Origin of the sequence: Morganella sp. B601 (assembly GCF_051172335.1) — a bacterium.
Lineage (GTDB): Bacteria > Pseudomonadota > Gammaproteobacteria > Enterobacterales > Enterobacteriaceae > Morganella > Morganella morganii.
The window spans coordinates 167,850-186,712 of record NZ_JBPIZE010000002.1; the positions used below are offsets into that span (position 1 = coordinate 167,850).

The following is an 18,863-nucleotide window of genomic DNA, read 5'->3' on the forward strand; positions in this document are numbered from 1 at the left end:
AATATTTGCGTAATTATGACCATCTTCTGAATAAGAAGGTGGTCATTTTTTATAACTGTCTAAAAAATAAAATTATTTACTGAAAAATAATTCATCGCAGCATTGCTGAACTGCGTTACTTGTGCTAAAAATAATATGAATATTAATAACCGGAGGATTCTTTCATTGTTGTCACCCTGTCCGGGGACAGACAAAAGAATAAGACATCATGCAAAGCGACAGTAGTAGCAGGATTAAAATCCGACGTTCTACCCATGTACTTTTCCTTTCCGCTATCGTATCAAGCGAACACTACTGGTACGGCGAGTTATAGCTATTTCTCTTTTCGTCTGACGAACCAAACGCGCCTGCGTTTTTGGTCACATCGTTACATTTAACGTTTTCGTTTCGCGATAAACGCACCCGTTCACGCAAACAGTCTGTTTTGCGCCGTGAACCTGTATGCGTTGTCCATCAGGAGAAATAACTATGATTTACTGGATGTTTTTAGGCTTAGCCATTATTACCGAGGTGATCGGTACATTGTCGATGAAATACGCGAGTGTCTCCGGTGACAGTGCGGGGATGATTGTGATGTATATCATGATTGCCTCTTCTTATATTTTATTATCCATGGCAGTGAAAAAAGTGGCCCTCGGGGTGGCTTATGCGCTGTGGGAAGGGATCGGGATCCTGATCATCACCACGTTTAGTGTGATGTGGTTCCATGAATCGCTGTCACCGCTGAAACTGGGCGGTCTGGCACTATTAATCGCGGGTATCACCCTGATTAAATACGGCACCAAAAAAGTGCAGAAAAAGCAGCCTGCTGCCAAACCGGTTCGTGCGCCACTGAATGAGATGCTGAAAGGGGCGTAATATGTTATCGACATTTGAATGGTGGCACGGTGCATTTTTACTGCTGGCCGTGGTACTGGAGATTCTGGCGAATATCCTGCTGAAAATGTCAAACGGCTTTAAACGTCTGTGGCTGGGTATTTTATCGCTGCTGGCGGTATTGGGGGCGTTCAGTTGTCTGGCACTGGCAGTCCGCGGTATCGAGCTTTCCGTTGCGTATGCATTGTGGGGAGCATTCGGTATTGTGGCAACAGTTGCCGCAGGCTGGATCCTGTTTAACCAGCGCCTCAATTATAAAGGCTGGAGCGGGATTATTCTGCTTCTGCTGGGTATGGTGATGATTAAGTTTGCCTGATTGTCACCGGCAGTGAAGGATCAGCGTGCTGATCCTGTGTAATATCAGAATCCGGAAATACTGTGTTATTTCCGGATTTTTTTATGCCACTCACAAATAACCTTCCTTTCCGGTCATCTTCGTTCATACTGATAAATACGTATAAACACGTATCACACATCATCTGACCAATCATACAGATTAATTTCCGTTTTATTATTTATTTTCCGGTTAAATAATTTGCTGATGATAAAACCGGACAGCAAATTGTCCGAATCCGGACAGGAAACGTGACGATTCAGGCAGAATAAACGGGAAAAAACACTAATCTTAGAAAAATGAGGAACTGTATGAAGAAAAAAAACAGTCTTGCATTTATCAGGGAGCGATTAATTAAAAATAACGTTATTTATGTAAAAGAACTCAGTGCACTGCTGCATGTATCCGAAAGAACAATAAGACGCTATATCGATGAATTACAATTATCAGGTGTGGCAGTTAAATTTCACGGCGGTGTTAAATTACAGAAAATTGAGGCAGGAGATGTAATAAAACGGACAATTAACGAAACCAGGGCTTTTAATATTGAAGATGTAAAAAAAACCAGAGAAAAAAGACACGAAGATAAATGTTTATTATACATCCTCGGATCATTTAATCTGGATGTGGTGACTGAAGTTGAACGGTTTCCGTCTGTCGGAGAGACAATCAGAGCAATATCAACGGGTTTTTATCCTGGAGGAAAGGGGGCAAATCAGGCTGCTGCTGCATCAGAAATAAACAGCCGTGTGCATCTTTTTGTTAAGGTCGGTGATGATTCATTCGGTGCCGATGCGGAAAAATATTTCAGTACCACCAAAACAGGCTCATATACCCTGATTAAGGATATTAGTGTAAAAACCGGCAGTGCACTGGTGATGGTTGAAAGTCTTACAGGAAATAATAGTATTATTATCGATCAGGGTGCCAATGCCACGATAACGAAAGCAGAAATACTATCAGATATTAATAATATCAAGTCTGCGAAGGTGTTTCTTACTCAGCTGGAGAATAATATTGATATTACCCGTTTTACTATTGATATAGCAAAGATGTGCGGATGCTATGTGATTCTTAATCCGGCACCTTACTCAGAAAATATTATGTCTCATTTGTCTTCAGTAGATTTATTAACACCCAACGGAACAGAAGCGGAGCTTATTTCAGATATTAAAATCAGTGATCTTCATTCTGCAGAACAGGCTATCAGAGTAATACACCGCCTGGGTGTGAAAGAAATCGTCATGACACTCGGTGACAACGGAGCGCTTTATTTTAACGGCACAACGATGAAGCATTACAGCGCCATTAATGCATCAGTGGTAGATACCAGCGGGGCCGGTGATGCTTTTACGGGCTCACTGGCGGCCGGGCTGGTGGAAGGCAGAAGTATGGATGAAGCCATTAAATTTGCGGTTGCCTATGCATCACTGGCGGTTGAGAAAAAAGGGGCATCATCCATGCCATCCGCAAACAGCGTCGGGATCAGACTGAAAAAGGATTGTATGTAAGAGAATATAACCTGAATAACCAAAACAATTAATATGATACAGGACAGAGGTTTTTATGAAGTATTTTATTTTCATCATCAGCCTTTTCGTGATTTTTATTGCAGCGGCCTCAATCAGTTTTAAGGCTGGTGATATCAAACGAAAGTGTGTTCCGATAATCGTATTATTATTGCTGGAAGGAGTAGTGGCTTATGCACTTCTGCATACCTCTGCCGGGCTGGCAATACTTCATACTGCCTCCGGGGGGATTGAATATCTTATCTATCATGCTAACAAGGGGATCGATTTTGTATTCGGGGATATCACTGCTAAAAAACCCGTAATATTTGTTATTGCCGCACTGATGCCGCTGGTATTTATTTGTGCTGTTATCGGGATCTTAAAATATTTTGGTATTCTCAGGCTGATTATCATCACAATCGGCTATCTGATTAATAAAATAGCGAAAGTCGGCAAACTTGAATCTTTTTCTGCTGTCAGCTCTGTTGCAGTAGGTATGATGGCAGTTTATGTATCGATAAAAGAATATATACCCAATCTGACAAAACCGCAGATGTATACGATTGCGGCATGTTCTTTATCAACAGTCGATATCGCTATATTGGGTGCGTATACACAAATGATATCACCACAGTTTGTTATTATCGGTGTATGCCTGAATTTTTTCAGTACGTTTGTTATCGTTTCTATTATTAATCCCGGTGATCCGGTTGAGATTCCGGAGAACTTTTCCGGTGTTAACAGTGAACGACACAGTTTCTTCGAGGTTATCACCGAACATATGCAGGATGGTTTTAAACTTATCCTGGCGATAGTTCCTATTATTCTTGGCTTTATTGCATTAATCAGTTTACTGAATGATGTGTTTTTACACATTGCAGGGATAACGTTTCAGGGTATTCTCGGGTATATTTTTTCACCGCTTGCTTTTATATTGGGTGTGCCGTGGGAAGACAGTGTCCGGTTCGGACAAATTATTGCCACAAAAGTACTGGCTAATGAGTTCGTGGCAATGATTGATTATATAAAAATACAGGATATCAGTCCGAGAACAGAAACGATTATATCGGTATTTCTGATTTCATTTGCGAACTTCGGCTCTGTGGGAATGATTATCGGCTGTGTGTCCGCGATCAGTAAAAAACACGGAAAAATGATAGCCGCAAATACGTTCCGGCTGGTTGCCGGTTCAACGCTGGTCAGTTGTCTGTCTGCAACAATGGCCGGTATTTTTTCCGGGCAGAGTTAAGCCTGTATTATGGTTCCGTACATCATATGCGTGATCAGAGGAGAAGTGAGATGACGAAAATTATTATGGATTGTGACCCGGGTGTGGATGATGCTGTTGCGATTCTGCTGGCACTGGCTTCTCCTGAAATTGAGCTGCTGGGGGTCACAACTGTTGCCGGGAATGTTGAGCTGGATAAAGTTCATGAAAATGCCCGCAGGATCCTTGCGCTGGCATCGCGCCCGGATATACCGCTGGCCAGAGGCTGCGGGCGTCCTCTGCTGACCCGCCGGGGAAACAAAACAGCCGTGCACGGCAGTGACGGCCTGGCGGGGGTGGAAATACCGCAATCCCCTTACCGTTATTCAGAAAAACATGCGGTGGATTTTATTATTGATACCGTGATGTCCAACCCCGGCGAAGTCACTCTGTGCCCGACAGCACCACTGACCAATATTGCAATGGCGATGCTGAAAGAGCCAAGGCTCAGAGATAATGTGAAAGATATTGTCCTGATGGGGGGCGCGGCATTTCGCCGGGGAAATATCACACCAGCCGCTGAATTTAATTTCTATGTTGACCCGCATGCGGCACATATCGTTTTTGACAGCGCAGCACATATCACTATGCTGGGGCTGGATGTGACCCATAAGGCGGATATCCGGGCGGGATTATGCGGGGTACTGGAGCAGGGAAATGCCATTGCCGTTGCCGCCGCACAGATGGCGCGCGGCTATGCGGAATCGGATCCGTTCCTGCACGATCCCTGTGTGATTGCGTATTTAGTCCGCCCTGATATTTTTTCAGGCACCGACGGACACGTTGAAATTGAGTATGAGTCACACAAGCTTTTCGGCTTCAGCCATGCCGTTGTGCCGGATGTGCAGAAAGGTGCTGAAAACCAGTGCCGTATCGATGAACCACATATCAACACCACCATCATCACCGATGTACAGGCGGACGTGTTAATGTCGCTGATAGCAGAACGGATTCTGTCATTATAAATACAGATTACGGGTCAGAGGTGCCACGTTCGGTGCGTAGCACGGTTCTGTTGTTTTTTTATGTCCGGAATTAAAATACACTGATGCAGGATGTACAGGTAAAATTCCGGATTATAAAAATGAAAATATTACTGATTGAAGATCATGAAAAGACCGGCAGCTGGGTTAAAAAGGGATTAGAGGAAGCCGGATTTATTGTTGATATCACGGCAGATGGCAGAGACGGGTTGTATCTTGCTCTGGAGAACAATTACCGGCTGGTTATTCTTGATATTATGTTGCCCGGTATGGATGGCTGGGAAGTGCTGAGAATATTGAGAACCGCCAAAATGGTACCGGTTATTTGTCTGACAGCCAGGGATGCAGTTGCTGACCGGGTAAAAGGACTGGAACTGGGCGCGAATGATTATCTGGTTAAACCGTTTTCATTTTCCGAATTACTGGCAAGAGTCCGGAATCAGCTGCGTACTTCTCAGCCGGCTTCCAAAGTGATTAATATCGCCGATCTCAGCATTGATCTGACCCGTCATGATGTACAGCGGGGAGGCGTGAAAATATCGCTGACACGTCAGGAATATTCACTGTTGCTTTTTTTTGCGCTGCATTCCGGAGAGATCCTGCCCAGAACACTGATTGCCTGTGAGGTGTGGGGAATGGATTTTGAGAGTGATACCAATATTGTCGATGTGGCTGTCCGGCGGCTCAGAAAAAAAATAGATGACGATCATGATCGTAAATTAATTGAAACTGTCCGTGGTATGGGATACCGCCTGAACGGATCGGACTGATGAAAATACGCTCACTGAGATTTAAAATTGTATCATTATTTATGTTGCTGATGGTGGCAAACGCAGGTTTTGTCACACTGATCCTTTATCACTCTCTGAAAAATGAACTTGCCTCAAAAGATGATGACATTCTGATTAACCGTGCCGACCAACTGGCTAAACTGATTGTCAGTGGTATTGATATTAAATCGCTACCTGTTTATTTCCGGCGGATGATGGATATGCGGCAGGATGTTATTAAGATAGCAGATACTGATAATCACGTTATTGTGGATACCAACCCGGAGATAACCCTGAATACCCGGGACAAACTTAATTATCCGGATAATCAGGAAACGCCTTTAATCTCATACCAGAATACGGACGATAACATGCCGGTTTCCGTGGTTAATTTTGAGACTCAGGCTCCTGAAGGTAAATTATATGTCACTCTGGCAAAGCGTTCGGTTGATCGCAGCAGTGTTTTACGCGGATATTTACAGCAAAGTCTGATTGTTTCCGTTATTGCTATTCTTCTGATGGCCGTCTTCAGTATATGGCTTATCCGCCGGGGATTGCAGGATATTACGCATCTCAGCCGGATCACCGCGAAAACAGATCTGCACTCTCTGGGACAGACGGTGGATATCAGCCGCTTACCGGATGAACTGAAAAGTTTGGGTGATTCATTGAATATCATGCGCTCACGGCTGAAAAATGATTTTGTCCGGCTGACACAACTTGCGGATGATTTAGCGCATGAATTAAGAACACCCATTAATGCCATTAAAATTCAGAATGAAATCACATTACAAAAAACGCGCACTGCGGATGAGTATGAAGCGATTATCGCCAGCAATACAGAAGAGCTGGATAAACTGGCAAAAATAATACAAAACATTCTGTTTATCGCCAGAGCAGAGAATAAAAATATTAATCTGAAGCGGGAAACCATCGTTGTTTCTGAGCTGGTTGAGGATATTTATGAGTTACTGGCATTTTATGCCGATGAGAGAAATATCCGGCTGGTTAATAAAATATCGGATGTGACGGTATCAGCCGACAGAGTATTGCTGATGCAAATTATGGTTAATGTTGTGTCAAATGCGGTTAAATATTCATATGAAAATACGGAGGTTATTGCCTGTGCAAAAAATAATCATGGCAGCACCGTCATTTCAGTGATGAACAAAGGTGATGTTGTTGCAAACAGTGAACAGGTCTTTACCCGCTTCTGGCGCGGAGATAATGCGAGAACGTCAGAAGGAAGCGGGCTGGGCTTATCGATTGTTCAGGCAATAACAGAATTGCATTCAGGTGAGGTCAGATTTGAACGTACCGGGTCATATAACACGGTAACCTTAATTTTTCCGGATACTCATCCCCTTTCATGACAAATTTGTCATCGTCCTGTCAGCTTTAAATTCAGATTATGCGGTATAACAGTTCCTGAATGTTATCACCGTGATTGTTGGATACAGGGACTCATCATGAAGAAAATAATACGATCGTCTGAGATTACTCCGGAATCTGTTTTTATGATGAAGCGCAGGAATCTGCTTAAATTATTAGGTGCCGGTACGGCCGGATTAATGGTCAGCCCGTCAGTCAGCGCCGGTCTGTTTTCGTGGTTTTCCGGCGATGATAAGCCCGGAATTCCGGAGACAATCTTAAAAGACCTCAGTTATACAAAACCTGAAAAGTATCAGTCCGATCTGGTATTAACGCCGGAGGATAAGGTGACAGGTTACAATAATTTTTATGAATTCGGCCTGAATAAATCGGACCCGGCTGAAAACGCACATACCCTGAAAACGGATGAATGGACACTGACGGTTGAGGGAGAAGTTAACCGGCCTCTGGTATTAAATGCCGATGAGATCCGTCATAAATTTCAGGCCGAAGAGCGTATTTACCGAATGCGCTGTGTGGAAGCATGGTCAATGGTTATTCCGTGGGTTGGTTTTCCTCTGAGAGATTTATTGTTATCAGCGGAACCGAACAGCAAAGCGAAATATGTTGCTTTTGAAACGGTGTACGCCCCGGAACAAATGCCCGGTCAAAAGAGCCGTTTTACCGGAGGCGGGCTTCAGTATCCGTATATTGAGGGGTTGCGCCTGGATGAAGCACTTCACCCTCTGACACTGATGGCAACCGGTGTTTACGGAAAAGAACTGCCGAAACAAAATGGTGCGCCTGTCCGGCTGGTGGTTCCGTGGAAATATGGTTTTAAAGGCATAAAATCCATTGTTAAAATTCGTCTGACAGAATCTGAGCCGCCGACCACATGGAATCTTTCAGCACCCCGTGAATATGGGTTTTATGCCAATGTAAACCCGCAGGTTGATCATCCGCGCTGGTCGCAGGCTACAGAACGTTTTATCGGCTCCGGAGGGTTAGGCCGGACAACACGGCAGCCGACATTACTGTTTAACGGTTATGCAGAAGACGTGGCAGAATTATATAAGGGGATGGATTTGCGGAGATATTTCTGATGATGAAATTATTCCGTTACCCGGCGGTTAAACTTTTTTTTCATCTGACGGCAGTATTGCCGCTGGTATGGCTTATTTATGCTGTTAATTACGGGGTGCTGGGAGCAGATCCCGCAAAAGATATTCAGCATTTCACCGGTATTACGGCACTTCGTTTAGTGATTATTATCGCAATGATACCGGTGATTGCTTTTTATTTTAAGCTGAACAGTTTATATCAGGTGAGAAAATTACTCGGATTATGGTGTTTTTTCTGGGCAACGCTGCATCTGGCCAGCTATTTTTTTCTTGAAATAGGTGCAGAAAATACGGCACTCTTTTTCAGTGAGATATTTTCCCGTTTTTATCTTAATCTCGGTGTGGCTGGTTGGTTAATTTTGTGCCTGATGGCAGTGACGTCGTCTGACCGGATACGCAACTTATCAGGCCGGTGGTGGAAACGGATCCATAATCTGTTGTATCCGTTGTTGTTTATTGTTATTACGCATTATATTTTAGCAGCGAAGACAGATACACCGGAACCGGCCATTTATCTGGTACTGGTTATTCTGGCATATTGTCATCGCCGGCAGCAGCGAAGCAAAAATCAGATGTTACCCGATAAAATCAGGTAACACTCTTATGCCAGTTATCTTCTGCGGTTACTTATCGCCGTAATATTCATAAGTGGTATGAAAAGGCACTTCACCGGCAGGTTCACCGTTAATATGCCGGAGCCAGAGCCCTGCGGTGCAGTTCTGATAGGTATCCCATTCCGTACACTGAATATCATTACCGGTTACGATTCCGGTGGATTCCGTTCTTTCTGTCCCTTTATCCAGGCCACCTTTCTCATTGTAGGTGAAATTAAAGTTACTGAGAGGAATTGGTGTGGTGTAAATACGGGTTAGCCGGTCAGCTTTATCATAATCAAAATTCAGATTGTAGGATTTGGCGAGAATTTCACTGCTTATCAGAACCGAATGTATATTGTTGTCACGGTATTCCACGGTGCCGTTTTCGGTCATGATGGTGCTGTTACCCTCGATAAAATTTTCCGTCCGGTAGCCGGTGATAACCTGTTGCGCATCTTTGAGCAGAAAAATCCGGCTGATAGTCGGGCGCGTTTTTTTCTTACCAACATAATCGGCAGAAAAGCGGTATTCCATACTGATCTCATCAGCAGTTTCCGCCCCGGTCACCAGTAAATCAAAGATCATACCGTATTGCATACTTTTGCGGGTGAAATCATAGTGAGTGATCTGCCCGCAGGGTGACAGTGTCACATTACTGGCGGAAAATATCCTGAGATCGCTGTCCTGCTGATCGCTGTCGGTGACCATGGAGGATGATTTTACCGGTCCATTCAGGTAAGAAAGTCCCATCATCCTCATATGATTGAGCCGGGTCTGTTCAGACATCGGCTGGCAGTCAGTTTCTGCGGCATAGGACGGCAGGGCGAAAACAGCGGAAAACAGCGCCAAAGGCAGAACTGAGCAGGTTACTGTGAGTTTTTTCACGATTTCTCCGGAAAGCTATGAATTCAGATTCATTTATTTCGATGGTAAGGGAGTTATTCCGTTCAGGCAACCGGCCAGTCAAAAAATCAGTTTTATCCGTTATAAAAATTATCCCCATGAAATTAAGTGAAAAGAATCGCTTTCAGAATTAACAGAACCCTGTTTTTTTAACAAAATTACAGTAGAGATATTACTTCATAAACTCATCAGAACCGACATGTTCCGAAGGAACATAAGTGAATTAAGAAAGGAAAAAGGAATGATGAGAAAAAAACGGGGTATTGATAAAATAAGCCACATTTATTACGAAAAACAGGATTATCTTAAATTTTCTGAATTTGAGCATGACTGGGGGATAAGTCATACACCATACGGAGATATTTATCATTATGACCCCGGCAGGTTCGGTGGCGGAAGAACCGGAGGAGACTCATTCTCTGATTTGCCACCGATATCGTATTCCCCGGATATTTATCCATACCCGGGGAATTCAATTGATTTAGGAGAAATAACAGTAAATTCAGGTTATCCGGATACAGAATCAACAGGAGAAGATCCTCTGTATACGGATGAGCCTTATTTGCATACGGCACACGCTGGTCTTGCAATATCAATGTATCCTCAGCAAAATACCCTGAAATTTATTCTTGATATGCGTAATATCTCCGCTATTGTTACACCAATAAAAACCTATTTATTACTGGCATTAGAAACTGTTCTTCCGATTGCGGGCAGGGTACTGGGAATTGCGGGCATATTAATGCCGTCATCAATCGCAGAAGAGCCTTTGGTTATATACTATCATGATAATAGTTATGGAGATGGTGATGATGATCCTTATATTCTGACCACGCTACCGGCAACTCTTGTCACCGGTACTTCACCAGAAATTTTCGCAGGGGAAAAATCGGTACCGGCAGACGTTATTGTATCCCTGGCCATCAATGAGCAGGAAGGGAAGCATACTACGGTAATTACACCTGTAAAAGATAAAATAATTCCGGTTATTAAAGCAGAGAAAACGGATATTCCCAGTGTGTATGATGTCAATATAATTCCGGATGCCCCCCCTGTTCGAATAACGGTTATAAATAATGTAAAAAGTATTATTGTCAAACCGGAACAGGTTAGTCTTACCCCTCCGGTGAAAAATTATATTCCGGCAAGTCCGGAGATTAAAACACACCATGCCATTATTGATTTTTCTGGTGAGCATGAACCTGTTTATCTGTTCCTGTCACAATTACCATTATTTGAAGAAATTGAATCTGGAAATACTATCCGACTCTGGCAGGAACAATTTCCGGTTGAAGCGGCACGGATAGCATACCAATCAGCAGAAACTGAACTGAATAACACCACAGAATTACGAAGAAAAGCCATATCGGATCGCAAAAACCACCGGGAAATTGACCTGGAATCTCATATGAAAAAGCTGGCATATTATCGGAGAATAGCTTCGCATTCCGGATATTTGGAAAGAAAATATGCAAAGCAAATTCAGCAGGATATCGACAGACATTTTGATGTTATCAACCAGCATAAAATCGCAGAACGTAATTTTATGCGGGCAGGGATACAGAAGAACAGAACTGAACGTCATCTGGCAATGATTGTTGCCGGGCCGGAGTGGCTTCACCGTATCCGTCATTTTGAAAAAAGATTAATATCACTGATTGAAAATCCGGATATATTTCTGATTGACGGAAATAAAACCGGGGAACTTCAGATTTCGGTGAAAGGCAGCGGAATTATCCCGCAACAAAATGAAGAAAAGCCTTTATTCCATGATTACCTGACGAACCAAAAAACGGACAGGAATGATTCAGAGGATAGTATTGCGGGGTATCATTCCGCCGTAATAATGCAGACGAACAGTATTGCAGGGCAAATGGCGGTGGCCGTTCCTGCCGGTAATATAAGAATATCGGATGGTTTTGCCGAAAGGAATTATCGTGGCCTATGGATTCGTGACAAAAATACCGAAAAATTGGTGGTCGTTTTTGATGTTCGCCGGTATCATCGCGGAAAAATCCCGGTTATTAACGCAGTAAAAGATAGCATTACCGGTGTATATAAAGCGTCTCTGCCATCTTCCGCGACCATTCTGATCAACCCCGTTAATCCGCCAATACCGCCCGGATTTCCGGGGGGAATATCCATTCCTGAGCTGAAATTTCCTTTCCATACAGGAACATCGGCGGAAATACCTGTAACACCGATGAATACCGGTTTCCCGTTGCCGGATGATATATCCTTCACGGATTTTATTCTGGTATTCCCTGATGGCAGCGGGCTGAAACCTGTATATATTATGCTCAGCAGCCCTTATGGTGAAACCAATGCCAAAGGTAAATTCAGCGGACGTGACTACCATACTGAGCGGGCTGGCGGACCGATTGAAGTACTTGACTGGCGGATTGCGGTAATAGACCGTGAGGGAGTAGACAAGGTAAGATTACATATCAGCCGTTTTGGAAGTAGCGCTGATAATGACATTATGCTTGAACGGCTGGAATATATTCTTACCGGAACGTTTCCGGCGACTGATACAGATAAACGGTTTTATACTCATGAAATACGTGAGCTGGAGCGTTACCGGAATCTGGGCATAAAAGACGGAGTACGACCTGAGAATGAAGGGGAAGTGTGGAATAATACACATACGGCTACATTGGAAGATTATCAATTGAGTTCGGATGATGCATTACTATATACAGCAGAGGCTCTATTTTCAACATATGATGATTGAGGTGTAAGGTGATTGATTACAATGAAATGGTAAAAAATGAATCGATGGAAGATGTTATCCTGTTTCTGGTTGCCAGGCGTGAAAGTGGTCTTATTTACCCGGCAATAGATCGTTTTTTTTATCGTTATAATGGCCCGGATAAATATGAATCGTGTAATATTATGATTCTCCGTGAAACGCACAGGCTTCTGAATGAAGAAAAAATAATGTGCGGGGGAGAGAAAGGCGGCCTTTATATGAAAGGGCCAAAATGGATTGAGCTCGATTTTATGTCAGAAGGGAAATATGAGATAGATTAAAAAAACATATGCTTGTTATTTTTGAGTGCAATTGTGCTCATGCGTATTGTATTTTATTAATCCAACTTCTCGGAAAAAATAAAAAATAAAAAATAAAAAATAAGATAAATAATCGTCCATAAAAATGAAACAATGAATAATCAATGCAAAAAAGTGACCGCCATTATGCGGTCACTTAACATAACAAACAAGATACGCTTATTTCACTTCCGGCATCAGCCCGATAAAGACTGTTTTCTTACGCGGGCCGGTCATCAGGTCTTCCAGCTTTTCCACACACTGTAAATAGTGCGGGGTTTTCTTATGTGCAGCCACGGCCGCATCATCGGCATAGGCTTCATAGATATAAAAGCGGGTTTCCACTTCCGGGTCCTGTAATACATCAAAACGCAGGTTACCGGGCTCTTTTACCGATCCCAGATGATTTTCACGGAAAACGGCAATAAATTCGTCCACTTTTCCGGGTTTCACATTGATTTCCACTAATGTTACGTTCAAAATTTACCCCTTGTTCTTTTCGCTCAGGAACAGCTGATAAGCCTGTGCTGCACTCTCACCGCCATGCACAACGGCACGGATCGCTTTCATCATGGCAACCGGGTTTTCGGACTGGAAAATATTCCGGCCCATATCCACCCCGGATGCGCCCTGGTCAATAGCGCGGAAACACATATCGAGTGCTTCGTTTTCCGGCAGTTTTTTACCGCCTGCAATGACAATCGGTACCGGACAACCGGCGGTGATGCGCTCAAAACCTTCCTCAACAAAGTAGGTTTTGATGATATTAGCGCCCATTTCGGCAGCAATACGGCTGGCGAGTGAGAAATAACGCTGATCACGCGCCATATCTTTACCCACCCCGGTCACTGCCATTACCGGCATGCCCACACGCATCCCCGCATCCACCATTTTGATGATGTTTTTGATGGACTGGTGTTCATGCCCGGTACCGATATAGACCTGGGCTGCAACCGCTGCCACATTCAGGCGAACCGCATCATCCATCGCCACCGCAACTGCTTCGTTGGAGAGTTCGGTCAGGATGGAGTTAGCACCGGATGCCCGCAGCACAACCGGTTTGTTGGTCGTGACCGGTACTTGTGCGCGCAGGATCCCGCGTGTACACATCAGGACATCGGTATGCTCAAAAAGCGGGGCGATATTAATATCAATCCGCTCAAGGCCGGTGGTCGGCCCCTGGAAATAGCCGTGGTCAAAAGCCAGCATGACCGTTTTATTATCCTGCGGATTAAAAATACGGGCCAGACGCGACTGCATACCCCAATCCAGCGAACCGCAGCCTTTGAGGGTATAAAGGGTGTTTTTTTGCGGCGTATTAAGCCCGAAGTCTTTGCCGTCACGGATATCATCTAAATCAGCCATGGAATTCTCCCCTGGTTAAACTGGCGCGGAGGGTGCCCGCGCCATTGGTTAAATCAGCAACTACATCAGAAATCATAGTTGTTAATGTTCTCTTTGGTGAAGATAACGCGCTCAGGCAGCACCACAATCCCGTTGCCTTTTGCTTCGTAGTCATAGCCCTGAACACTGTTCGGGGAGACTTCAACTTCACCGACACCGGCGACGGTAATCTTATCGCCGACATTCAGTTCGCCTTTTTTCATCAGTGCATCAGCCACGGCGACAGAAATTTCGCCCTGTTTGACAACATCCCATAACGCGAACTGATTAACTGTGCCGCGCTCCACATACGGACGCATCACGTTCGGGGTACTGAACCCGACAACCGCCACATCGTTACGTTTCAGGTTCTCTTTGGCCTGAGCAGCCGCAGGCAGGGCGTTGGCATCCGGCGCGATAATCACATCCAGGTCACTCCAGGCATTAAGAATACCTTCGGCAGTCTGTAAGGATTTGGTGGCATCGTTATAACCATACTGGGTGGTGACGACTTCCCAGCCCGGATGCTCAGCTTCGATTTTCGCTTTCGCTTCTTTTACCCACTGGTTCTGGTCAGTTACGGTCGGGCTGGAATAGAAGAAGGCCACTTTGGCTTTCTCTTTTTTCACCTGATCCGCTGCCATATCCACCAGGATGCCGCCGAGCTGTTTCGGTGTGCCCTGGTCGATATAAATGGAGCGGCATTCCGGGTTGGTATCGGAATCCCAGGTCAGGACTTTCACACCGCGCTGCATAGCGCGTTTCAGTGACGGACATAACCCGTCCGGCGAAACGGCAGAAACAATAATCGCGTCATAGCCCCGGTTAACGAAGTTGTTGATAAGCTGTACCTGACCGGACACACTCGGCTCGGTCGGGCCGTCGTAGGTGACATCGATACCGAGTTTTTTCCCGGCTTCCACAGCACCCTGGCCGCCGCTGGTAAAGAAGCCGACACCGACAAGTTTAGGAATAAAGGCGACTTTTTCTGCTGCATTCGCCCAGGAAACACATGCGAGACTTAATGCAGTGGCGAGCGCCAGTTTTTTCATGATGGGTTTCATGGTTTTCTCCATTTCGTCAAATCTGTGATAACAAACGTGTTTTACTCTGATACGAATTGCCTGTTGCGTTTACGCGCCCACCAGCCAAGGATGTGATGTCGGTGTAAAGAAACGGAACGACCAACAACGGCAACAATAAGCAGCGCACCCGAAAGTGCACTGGAGACCTGATTTGGTACGCCGATCATCTGCAATCCCTGCTGTAAAAAGCCGATCAGCAAAACAGCCAGCGCGGTGCCTAATACAGAGCCGGAACCGCCGTAAATATTGGCACCACCCAGTACAACAGCGGTGATAGCAGGCATCAGGAACGATGCGCCGAGATCCGCACGGGCAGAGCCGAAATAGGACACTAAAATGACAGAGGCGAGTGCGGCACTGACGCCGACCATCGCATACAGCAGACAGATAGTGCGTGTCACCGGGAAAGCACTGTAGCGCGCGACACGGGCATTCTGTCCGATTAAAAAGACATTACGGCCCGGATGGGTGCGGTGCAGATAAAACCAGAACACCAGCACACACAGGACAAAAATGATCAGCGGCAGCGGAATGCCGAGTAAATCAAGGTTAGCAAAATCAGTGAAGGCTGCCGGGAAGCCGCCGATCCCCTCAAAACCGGTCGCACCGGATAATCCGGAGAGCAGCAGGGCGCAACCGCCGAACAGATACATGGTGCCGAGCGTAATCACCAGCGGGTTAACGCCGGTAAACAGGATCAGCAGGGCGTTAATCAGGCCGCACAGTGCGCCGGTCAGCAGAGTGAGCGGAATGGCGGCAATCATCGGTACGCCGGCCTGATTGAGGATCCCGAGCACAATGGCGGTCAGCCCGATGGTGGAGCCGAAGGAGATATCCATCCCGCCGCTGACAATCACCAGCGTCAGCGGCAGCGCCACCAGACCGATACAGATAAAGTCACTGGTACTGAACAGCAGCACATTGACATCCAGCAGGCGCGGGTTGCCCATACCGAATAACAGAATTTCGAGGACAATCAGCAGCGCCAGGGCAATTTCCCAGCCGTAACGTTTGGTGATGCTCATTTTTTAGCCTCCTGCGGTGCGGAAGGATTAAGGAACCGGGCATAGCGCTGGGCGCGGAGGTTTTTCTCCAGTGCTACACGCAGACGGCCGTCAAAGACCAGAACCGCGAGTAAAACAAACCCGGCGATAAAGTCATTCCACCAGGCCGGCAGTCTGAGCAGCACCAGCACACTGTCAATCTGAGTCATAAAATAGGCACCGAGGATAGCGCCGACGATGGTACCGGTGCCACCGAGCAGGCTGATCCCGCCCAGCACACAGGCGGCGATGGCTTTCATTTCAAGGCCGTTACCGGTCTGATTCGGGATAAAACCGATTTGTGAGGCAAACACAATCCCGGCGAGTGCCGCCATCATGCCGTTTACAGAGAAGGCAATGATGCGGGTGCGATCAACCGGCACACCCAACTGGCGCGCGCCCTGTAAGTTATCGCCGGTGGCGTAGAAACCGCGTCCGGCGGTGGTGCGGGACAGGAACAGGGTCATCAGAATAATCAGCAGGATAATAAACCAGCCGATTGGCGACAGCCCGAGGAAGACCGGTTTTGACAGATCTTTCAGTTCCGCCGGTAAACCTTCAATCCATTTCCCGCCGGTGAGCAGCAGCATAATGCCGCGATACAGCCCGAGGGTACCAAGAGTGGCAACAATGGCGGGGATCCGCAGCCAGGTGACCAGGATGCCGTTGAAGAATCCGGCCAGCAGACCGGCGGCGATGGTCAGCAGGATCGCCACCGTCAGCGGCAGTCCCGCATTCAGCGCGATACCGACAATCACGGCACACAACCCGGTGGTTGATCCGACAGACACATCAATATTGCGGGTCAGCATCACCAGGGTGGCACCGATGGCCAGCAGCATCTGGATTTGAGCACTGCCGAAAATCATGGTGACAGTCTGCAGACTGAAATAACGGGTTTCCATGCCGCCGAGCAGAACAAACAGGCAGAGAATAGCAAGCAGTGCCGTTACTTCACGGTTATTCTGGATATATTTCAGCATGATGCGGCCTCCTGTAACGGGCTGCTTTCTGTTTCTGTCTGCGGGCGGTGCTCGCCGAACGCCATGTGCATAATGGTGTCGGTGTTCAGCTCGTTGTGCTGCAATTCCCCGGAGAATTCCCCCTGATGCATCACCAGCACACGGTCAGCCAGTGCCACCACTTCATCGAGGTCAGATGAGATCAGTAAAATCGCCACATTCTGTTGTGCGATACTTTGTATCAGCTGATAAATGTCATTACGGGCGCCGACATCCACGCCGCGTGTCGGTTCATCAATAATCAGCAGTGACGGATTGGCTTCGAGACATTTGGCGATCAGGATTTTTTGCTGATTACCGCCGGACAGCGTACGCACGATCTGTTGTCCGTCACTGAATTTAATATTGAGGGCGCGGCGGTAACGCTCGAGCAATGCATCATCCCGCGAGCGGTTGACCAGCAGCCCCTGGTGGTTATGCACCAGCGCACCGATATTCCAGGTGAGCGGGGCATCAAGAAAAAGTCCGGAGGCCTGACGGTCTTCAGGTAAACAGACCAGCCCCCGGGTGAGGCGTTTTTCACTGCTGACACCGCACAGATTGTCACCGTTGAGGAAAACCTCTCCGGCGATCAGCGGGCGCAGCCCGTACAATGTTTCTGCGAGTTCGGTCCGGCCGGCGCCGACGACACCGGCCAGCCCGACCACTTCCCCCGGGTTGACAACAAAACTGATGTTACGGAATCCTTCGCCGCACGCATTACGGACATCCAGCACCGGCGTATCATCCTGCGGACTGTTACGGGTGGCGGACAGATCCAGCCAGAGCTTCTGCGTCTCTGACAGCGGCTTTTTCTTCGCTTCAGGTGTGATGGCCTGAATGATTTCATCAGTGGAAAACTGTTTTGCCGGACCGGCCAGCGCGATATTGCCGTCACGCATCACGCTCAGATAATCGGCAATGGCATGTATTTCCGGTAGTTTATGAGAGATAAAGACAATCCCGACACCCTGCTGCTGTAATTCCCGCACCCGCTCAAACAGGCGTTCGGTTTCGGCGGGGGTCAGGGATGCGGTCGGTTCATCAAGAATAAGGATGCGCGAATCACGCATCAGACCGCGCATGATCTCCACCAGCTGCTGATCCGCCACATTCAGGCTGCCCGCCCGTGCGCTGAGATCAAAATTGCAGCGCAGTGATGTCAGCATCTGCTGTAATTTGGCTTTGCCTGCCTGATGTTTCGGCAGACGGAACAGAATGTTTTCCTGCACAGACAGATTCGGGAACAGCAGCGGCTCCTGCGGAACCAGATACAGCCCCAGCTGATGGGCTTTCGCCGGGGTCAGGTGCGATATCTCCTGACCTTCCAGCGTCAGGGTGCCTGCATCCGGCTGTTCAATCCCTGCAATAATTTTCATCAGCGTGGATTTTCCCGCGCCGTTGCCGCCCAGCAGCGCATGAACCTGTCCCGGCAACAGTGTGAAATCGATGTGTTTGAGGACAACCACACCGGAGAACTGTTTGGCTATTCCGCGGGCGGTGAGCAGCGGCTGAATCGGGTGTTGCTTCTCTGACATAACGGCACCTCTGGTGTTATGGGTATTGCT

General features: G+C 46.7%; 18 protein-coding genes. 11 read left to right on the forward strand and 7 right to left on the reverse strand.

Annotated features, from left to right (window positions below; all coding sequences use genetic code 11):
• Nucleotides 1-468 precede the first annotated feature (468 nt).
• The 9 genes from mdtJ to ACSBQN_RS05530 all read left to right on the forward strand — a co-directional run bounded on the left by mdtJ (nucleotide 469) and on the right by ACSBQN_RS05530 (nucleotide 8,829).
• Complete coding sequence (gene mdtJ, locus ACSBQN_RS05490; RefSeq protein ID WP_004237482.1) at nucleotides 469-858, forward strand: multidrug/spermidine efflux SMR transporter subunit MdtJ; 390 nt, start codon at nucleotides 469-471, stop codon at nucleotides 856-858.
• Between the two features lies 1 nt (nucleotide 859).
• Nucleotides 860-1,192, forward strand: coding sequence for a multidrug/spermidine efflux SMR transporter subunit MdtI (gene mdtI / locus ACSBQN_RS05495; RefSeq protein ID WP_004237484.1), 333 nt, complete (start codon nucleotides 860-862; stop codon nucleotides 1,190-1,192).
• 329 nt (nucleotides 1,193-1,521) lie between these two features.
• Nucleotides 1,522-2,721, forward strand: coding sequence for a PfkB family carbohydrate kinase (locus ACSBQN_RS05500; RefSeq protein ID WP_024472978.1), 1,200 nt, complete (start codon nucleotides 1,522-1,524; stop codon nucleotides 2,719-2,721).
• Nucleotides 2,722-2,776: 55 nt separating this feature from the next.
• Nucleotides 2,777-3,970 carry a NupC/NupG family nucleoside CNT transporter gene (locus tag ACSBQN_RS05505; RefSeq protein WP_024472979.1) on the forward strand — a complete coding sequence of 398 codons (1,194 nt, stop codon included), beginning with the start codon at nucleotides 2,777-2,779 and terminating at the stop codon, nucleotides 3,968-3,970.
• Between the two features lie 50 nt (nucleotides 3,971-4,020).
• Nucleotides 4,021-4,953: a nucleoside hydrolase gene (locus ACSBQN_RS05510; RefSeq protein WP_024472980.1), complete on the forward strand. Its 933-nt coding sequence runs from the start codon at nucleotides 4,021-4,023 to the stop codon at nucleotides 4,951-4,953.
• A gap of 119 nt (nucleotides 4,954-5,072) precedes the next feature.
• Nucleotides 5,073-5,741 (forward strand): heavy metal response regulator transcription factor, encoded by a 669-nt coding sequence (locus ACSBQN_RS05515; RefSeq protein ID WP_024472981.1) that lies wholly within the window; start codon nucleotides 5,073-5,075, stop codon nucleotides 5,739-5,741.
• Nucleotides 5,741-7,114 carry an ATP-binding protein gene (locus ACSBQN_RS05520; protein WP_024472982.1) on the forward strand — a complete coding sequence of 458 codons (1,374 nt, stop codon included), beginning with the start codon at nucleotides 5,741-5,743 and terminating at the stop codon, nucleotides 7,112-7,114. Before ACSBQN_RS05515 ends, ACSBQN_RS05520 begins: the two co-directional genes overlap by 1 nt.
• A 96-nt stretch (nucleotides 7,115-7,210) precedes the next feature.
• On the forward strand, nucleotides 7,211-8,215 hold the full coding sequence (gene msrP / locus ACSBQN_RS05525) for a protein-methionine-sulfoxide reductase catalytic subunit MsrP (RefSeq protein WP_036407890.1): 1,005 nt from the start codon (nucleotides 7,211-7,213) through the stop codon (nucleotides 8,213-8,215).
• Nucleotides 8,215-8,829 carry a sulfite oxidase heme-binding subunit YedZ gene (locus ACSBQN_RS05530; protein ID WP_036407893.1) on the forward strand — a complete coding sequence of 205 codons (615 nt, stop codon included), beginning with the start codon at nucleotides 8,215-8,217 and terminating at the stop codon, nucleotides 8,827-8,829. Before msrP ends, ACSBQN_RS05530 begins: the two co-directional genes overlap by 1 nt.
• A 27-nt stretch (nucleotides 8,830-8,856) precedes the next feature.
• Here the strand turns inward: ACSBQN_RS05530 and ACSBQN_RS05535 are convergent, their stop codons facing one another.
• A complete protein-coding gene (locus ACSBQN_RS05535; RefSeq protein ID WP_036407898.1) occupies nucleotides 8,857-9,714 on the reverse strand; it encodes a hypothetical protein in 858 nt (285 codons plus the stop codon).
• A 259-nt stretch (nucleotides 9,715-9,973) separates the two neighbouring features.
• On the opposite strand from ACSBQN_RS05535, the gene ACSBQN_RS05540 reads away from it, so the two are divergent.
• Nucleotides 9,974-12,466 (forward strand): colicin-like bacteriocin tRNase domain-containing protein, encoded by a 2,493-nt coding sequence (locus tag ACSBQN_RS05540; protein ID WP_172973049.1) that lies wholly within the window; start codon nucleotides 9,974-9,976, stop codon nucleotides 12,464-12,466.
• A gap of 8 nt (nucleotides 12,467-12,474) precedes the next feature.
• Nucleotides 12,475-12,765, forward strand: a complete 291-nt coding sequence (locus ACSBQN_RS05545; RefSeq protein ID WP_434991631.1) for a hypothetical protein — start codon at nucleotides 12,475-12,477, stop codon at nucleotides 12,763-12,765.
• A gap of 198 nt (nucleotides 12,766-12,963) precedes the next feature.
• Here the strand turns inward: ACSBQN_RS05545 and lsrG are convergent, their stop codons facing one another.
• The 6 genes from lsrG to lsrA form a co-directional block, all read right to left on the reverse strand.
• A complete protein-coding gene (gene lsrG, locus ACSBQN_RS05550; RefSeq protein ID WP_004239424.1) occupies nucleotides 12,964-13,263 on the reverse strand; it encodes a (4S)-4-hydroxy-5-phosphonooxypentane-2,3-dione isomerase in 300 nt (99 codons plus the stop codon).
• 3 nt (nucleotides 13,264-13,266) lie between these two features.
• A complete protein-coding gene (gene lsrF / locus ACSBQN_RS05555) occupies nucleotides 13,267-14,148 on the reverse strand; it encodes a 3-hydroxy-5-phosphonooxypentane-2,4-dione thiolase (RefSeq protein WP_024472989.1) in 882 nt (293 codons plus the stop codon).
• A gap of 65 nt (nucleotides 14,149-14,213) precedes the next feature.
• On the reverse strand, nucleotides 14,214-15,230 hold the full coding sequence (gene lsrB, locus ACSBQN_RS05560; RefSeq protein ID WP_015422696.1) for an autoinducer 2 ABC transporter substrate-binding protein LsrB: 1,017 nt from the start codon (nucleotides 15,228-15,230) through the stop codon (nucleotides 14,214-14,216).
• A gap of 41 nt (nucleotides 15,231-15,271) precedes the next feature.
• Nucleotides 15,272-16,276 carry an autoinducer 2 ABC transporter permease LsrD gene (gene lsrD / locus ACSBQN_RS05565; RefSeq protein WP_004237496.1) on the reverse strand — a complete coding sequence of 335 codons (1,005 nt, stop codon included), beginning with the start codon at nucleotides 16,274-16,276 and terminating at the stop codon, nucleotides 15,272-15,274.
• Complete coding sequence (lsrC, locus tag ACSBQN_RS05570; RefSeq protein ID WP_024472990.1) at nucleotides 16,273-17,277, reverse strand: autoinducer 2 ABC transporter permease LsrC; 1,005 nt, start codon at nucleotides 17,275-17,277, stop codon at nucleotides 16,273-16,275. Before lsrC ends, lsrD begins: the two co-directional genes overlap by 4 nt.
• Nucleotides 17,271-18,833, reverse strand: coding sequence for an autoinducer 2 ABC transporter ATP-binding protein LsrA (lsrA, locus tag ACSBQN_RS05575; RefSeq protein WP_220731049.1), 1,563 nt, complete (start codon nucleotides 18,831-18,833; stop codon nucleotides 17,271-17,273). Before lsrA ends, lsrC begins: the two co-directional genes overlap by 7 nt.
• Nucleotides 18,834-18,863: the final 30 nt, after the last annotated feature.

Excerpts from the sequence above, each read along its gene's own strand:
- mdtJ (WP_004237482.1), top strand. The coding sequence starts at position 469 with ATGATTTACTGGATGTTTTTAGGCTTAGCCATTATTACCGAGGTGATC.
- mdtI (WP_004237484.1), top strand. The coding sequence starts at position 860 with ATGTTATCGACATTTGAATGGTGGCACGGTGCATTTTTACTGCTGGCC.
- ACSBQN_RS05500 (WP_024472978.1), top strand. The coding sequence starts at position 1,522 with ATGAAGAAAAAAAACAGTCTTGCATTTATCAGGGAGCGATTAATTAAA.
- ACSBQN_RS05505 (WP_024472979.1), top strand. The coding sequence starts at position 2,777 with ATGAAGTATTTTATTTTCATCATCAGCCTTTTCGTGATTTTTATTGCA.
- ACSBQN_RS05510 (WP_024472980.1), top strand. The coding sequence starts at position 4,021 with ATGACGAAAATTATTATGGATTGTGACCCGGGTGTGGATGATGCTGTT.
- ACSBQN_RS05515 (WP_024472981.1), top strand. The coding sequence starts at position 5,073 with ATGAAAATATTACTGATTGAAGATCATGAAAAGACCGGCAGCTGGGTT.
- ACSBQN_RS05520 (WP_024472982.1), top strand. The coding sequence starts at position 5,741 with ATGAAAATACGCTCACTGAGATTTAAAATTGTATCATTATTTATGTTG.
- msrP (WP_036407890.1), top strand. The coding sequence starts at position 7,211 with ATGAAGAAAATAATACGATCGTCTGAGATTACTCCGGAATCTGTTTTT.
- ACSBQN_RS05530 (WP_036407893.1), top strand. The coding sequence starts at position 8,215 with ATGATGAAATTATTCCGTTACCCGGCGGTTAAACTTTTTTTTCATCTG.
- ACSBQN_RS05540 (WP_172973049.1), top strand. The coding sequence starts at position 9,974 with ATGATGAGAAAAAAACGGGGTATTGATAAAATAAGCCACATTTATTAC.
- lsrF (WP_024472989.1), bottom strand. The coding sequence starts at position 14,148 with ATGGCTGATTTAGATGATATCCGTGACGGCAAAGACTTCGGGCTTAAT.
- lsrB (WP_015422696.1), bottom strand. The coding sequence starts at position 15,230 with ATGAAACCCATCATGAAAAAACTGGCGCTCGCCACTGCATTAAGTCTC.
- lsrD (WP_004237496.1), bottom strand. The coding sequence starts at position 16,276 with ATGAGCATCACCAAACGTTACGGCTGGGAAATTGCCCTGGCGCTGCTG.
- lsrC (WP_024472990.1), bottom strand. The coding sequence starts at position 17,277 with ATGCTGAAATATATCCAGAATAACCGTGAAGTAACGGCACTGCTTGCT.
- lsrA (WP_220731049.1), bottom strand. The coding sequence starts at position 18,833 with ATGTCAGAGAAGCAACACCCGATTCAGCCGCTGCTCACCGCCCGCGGA.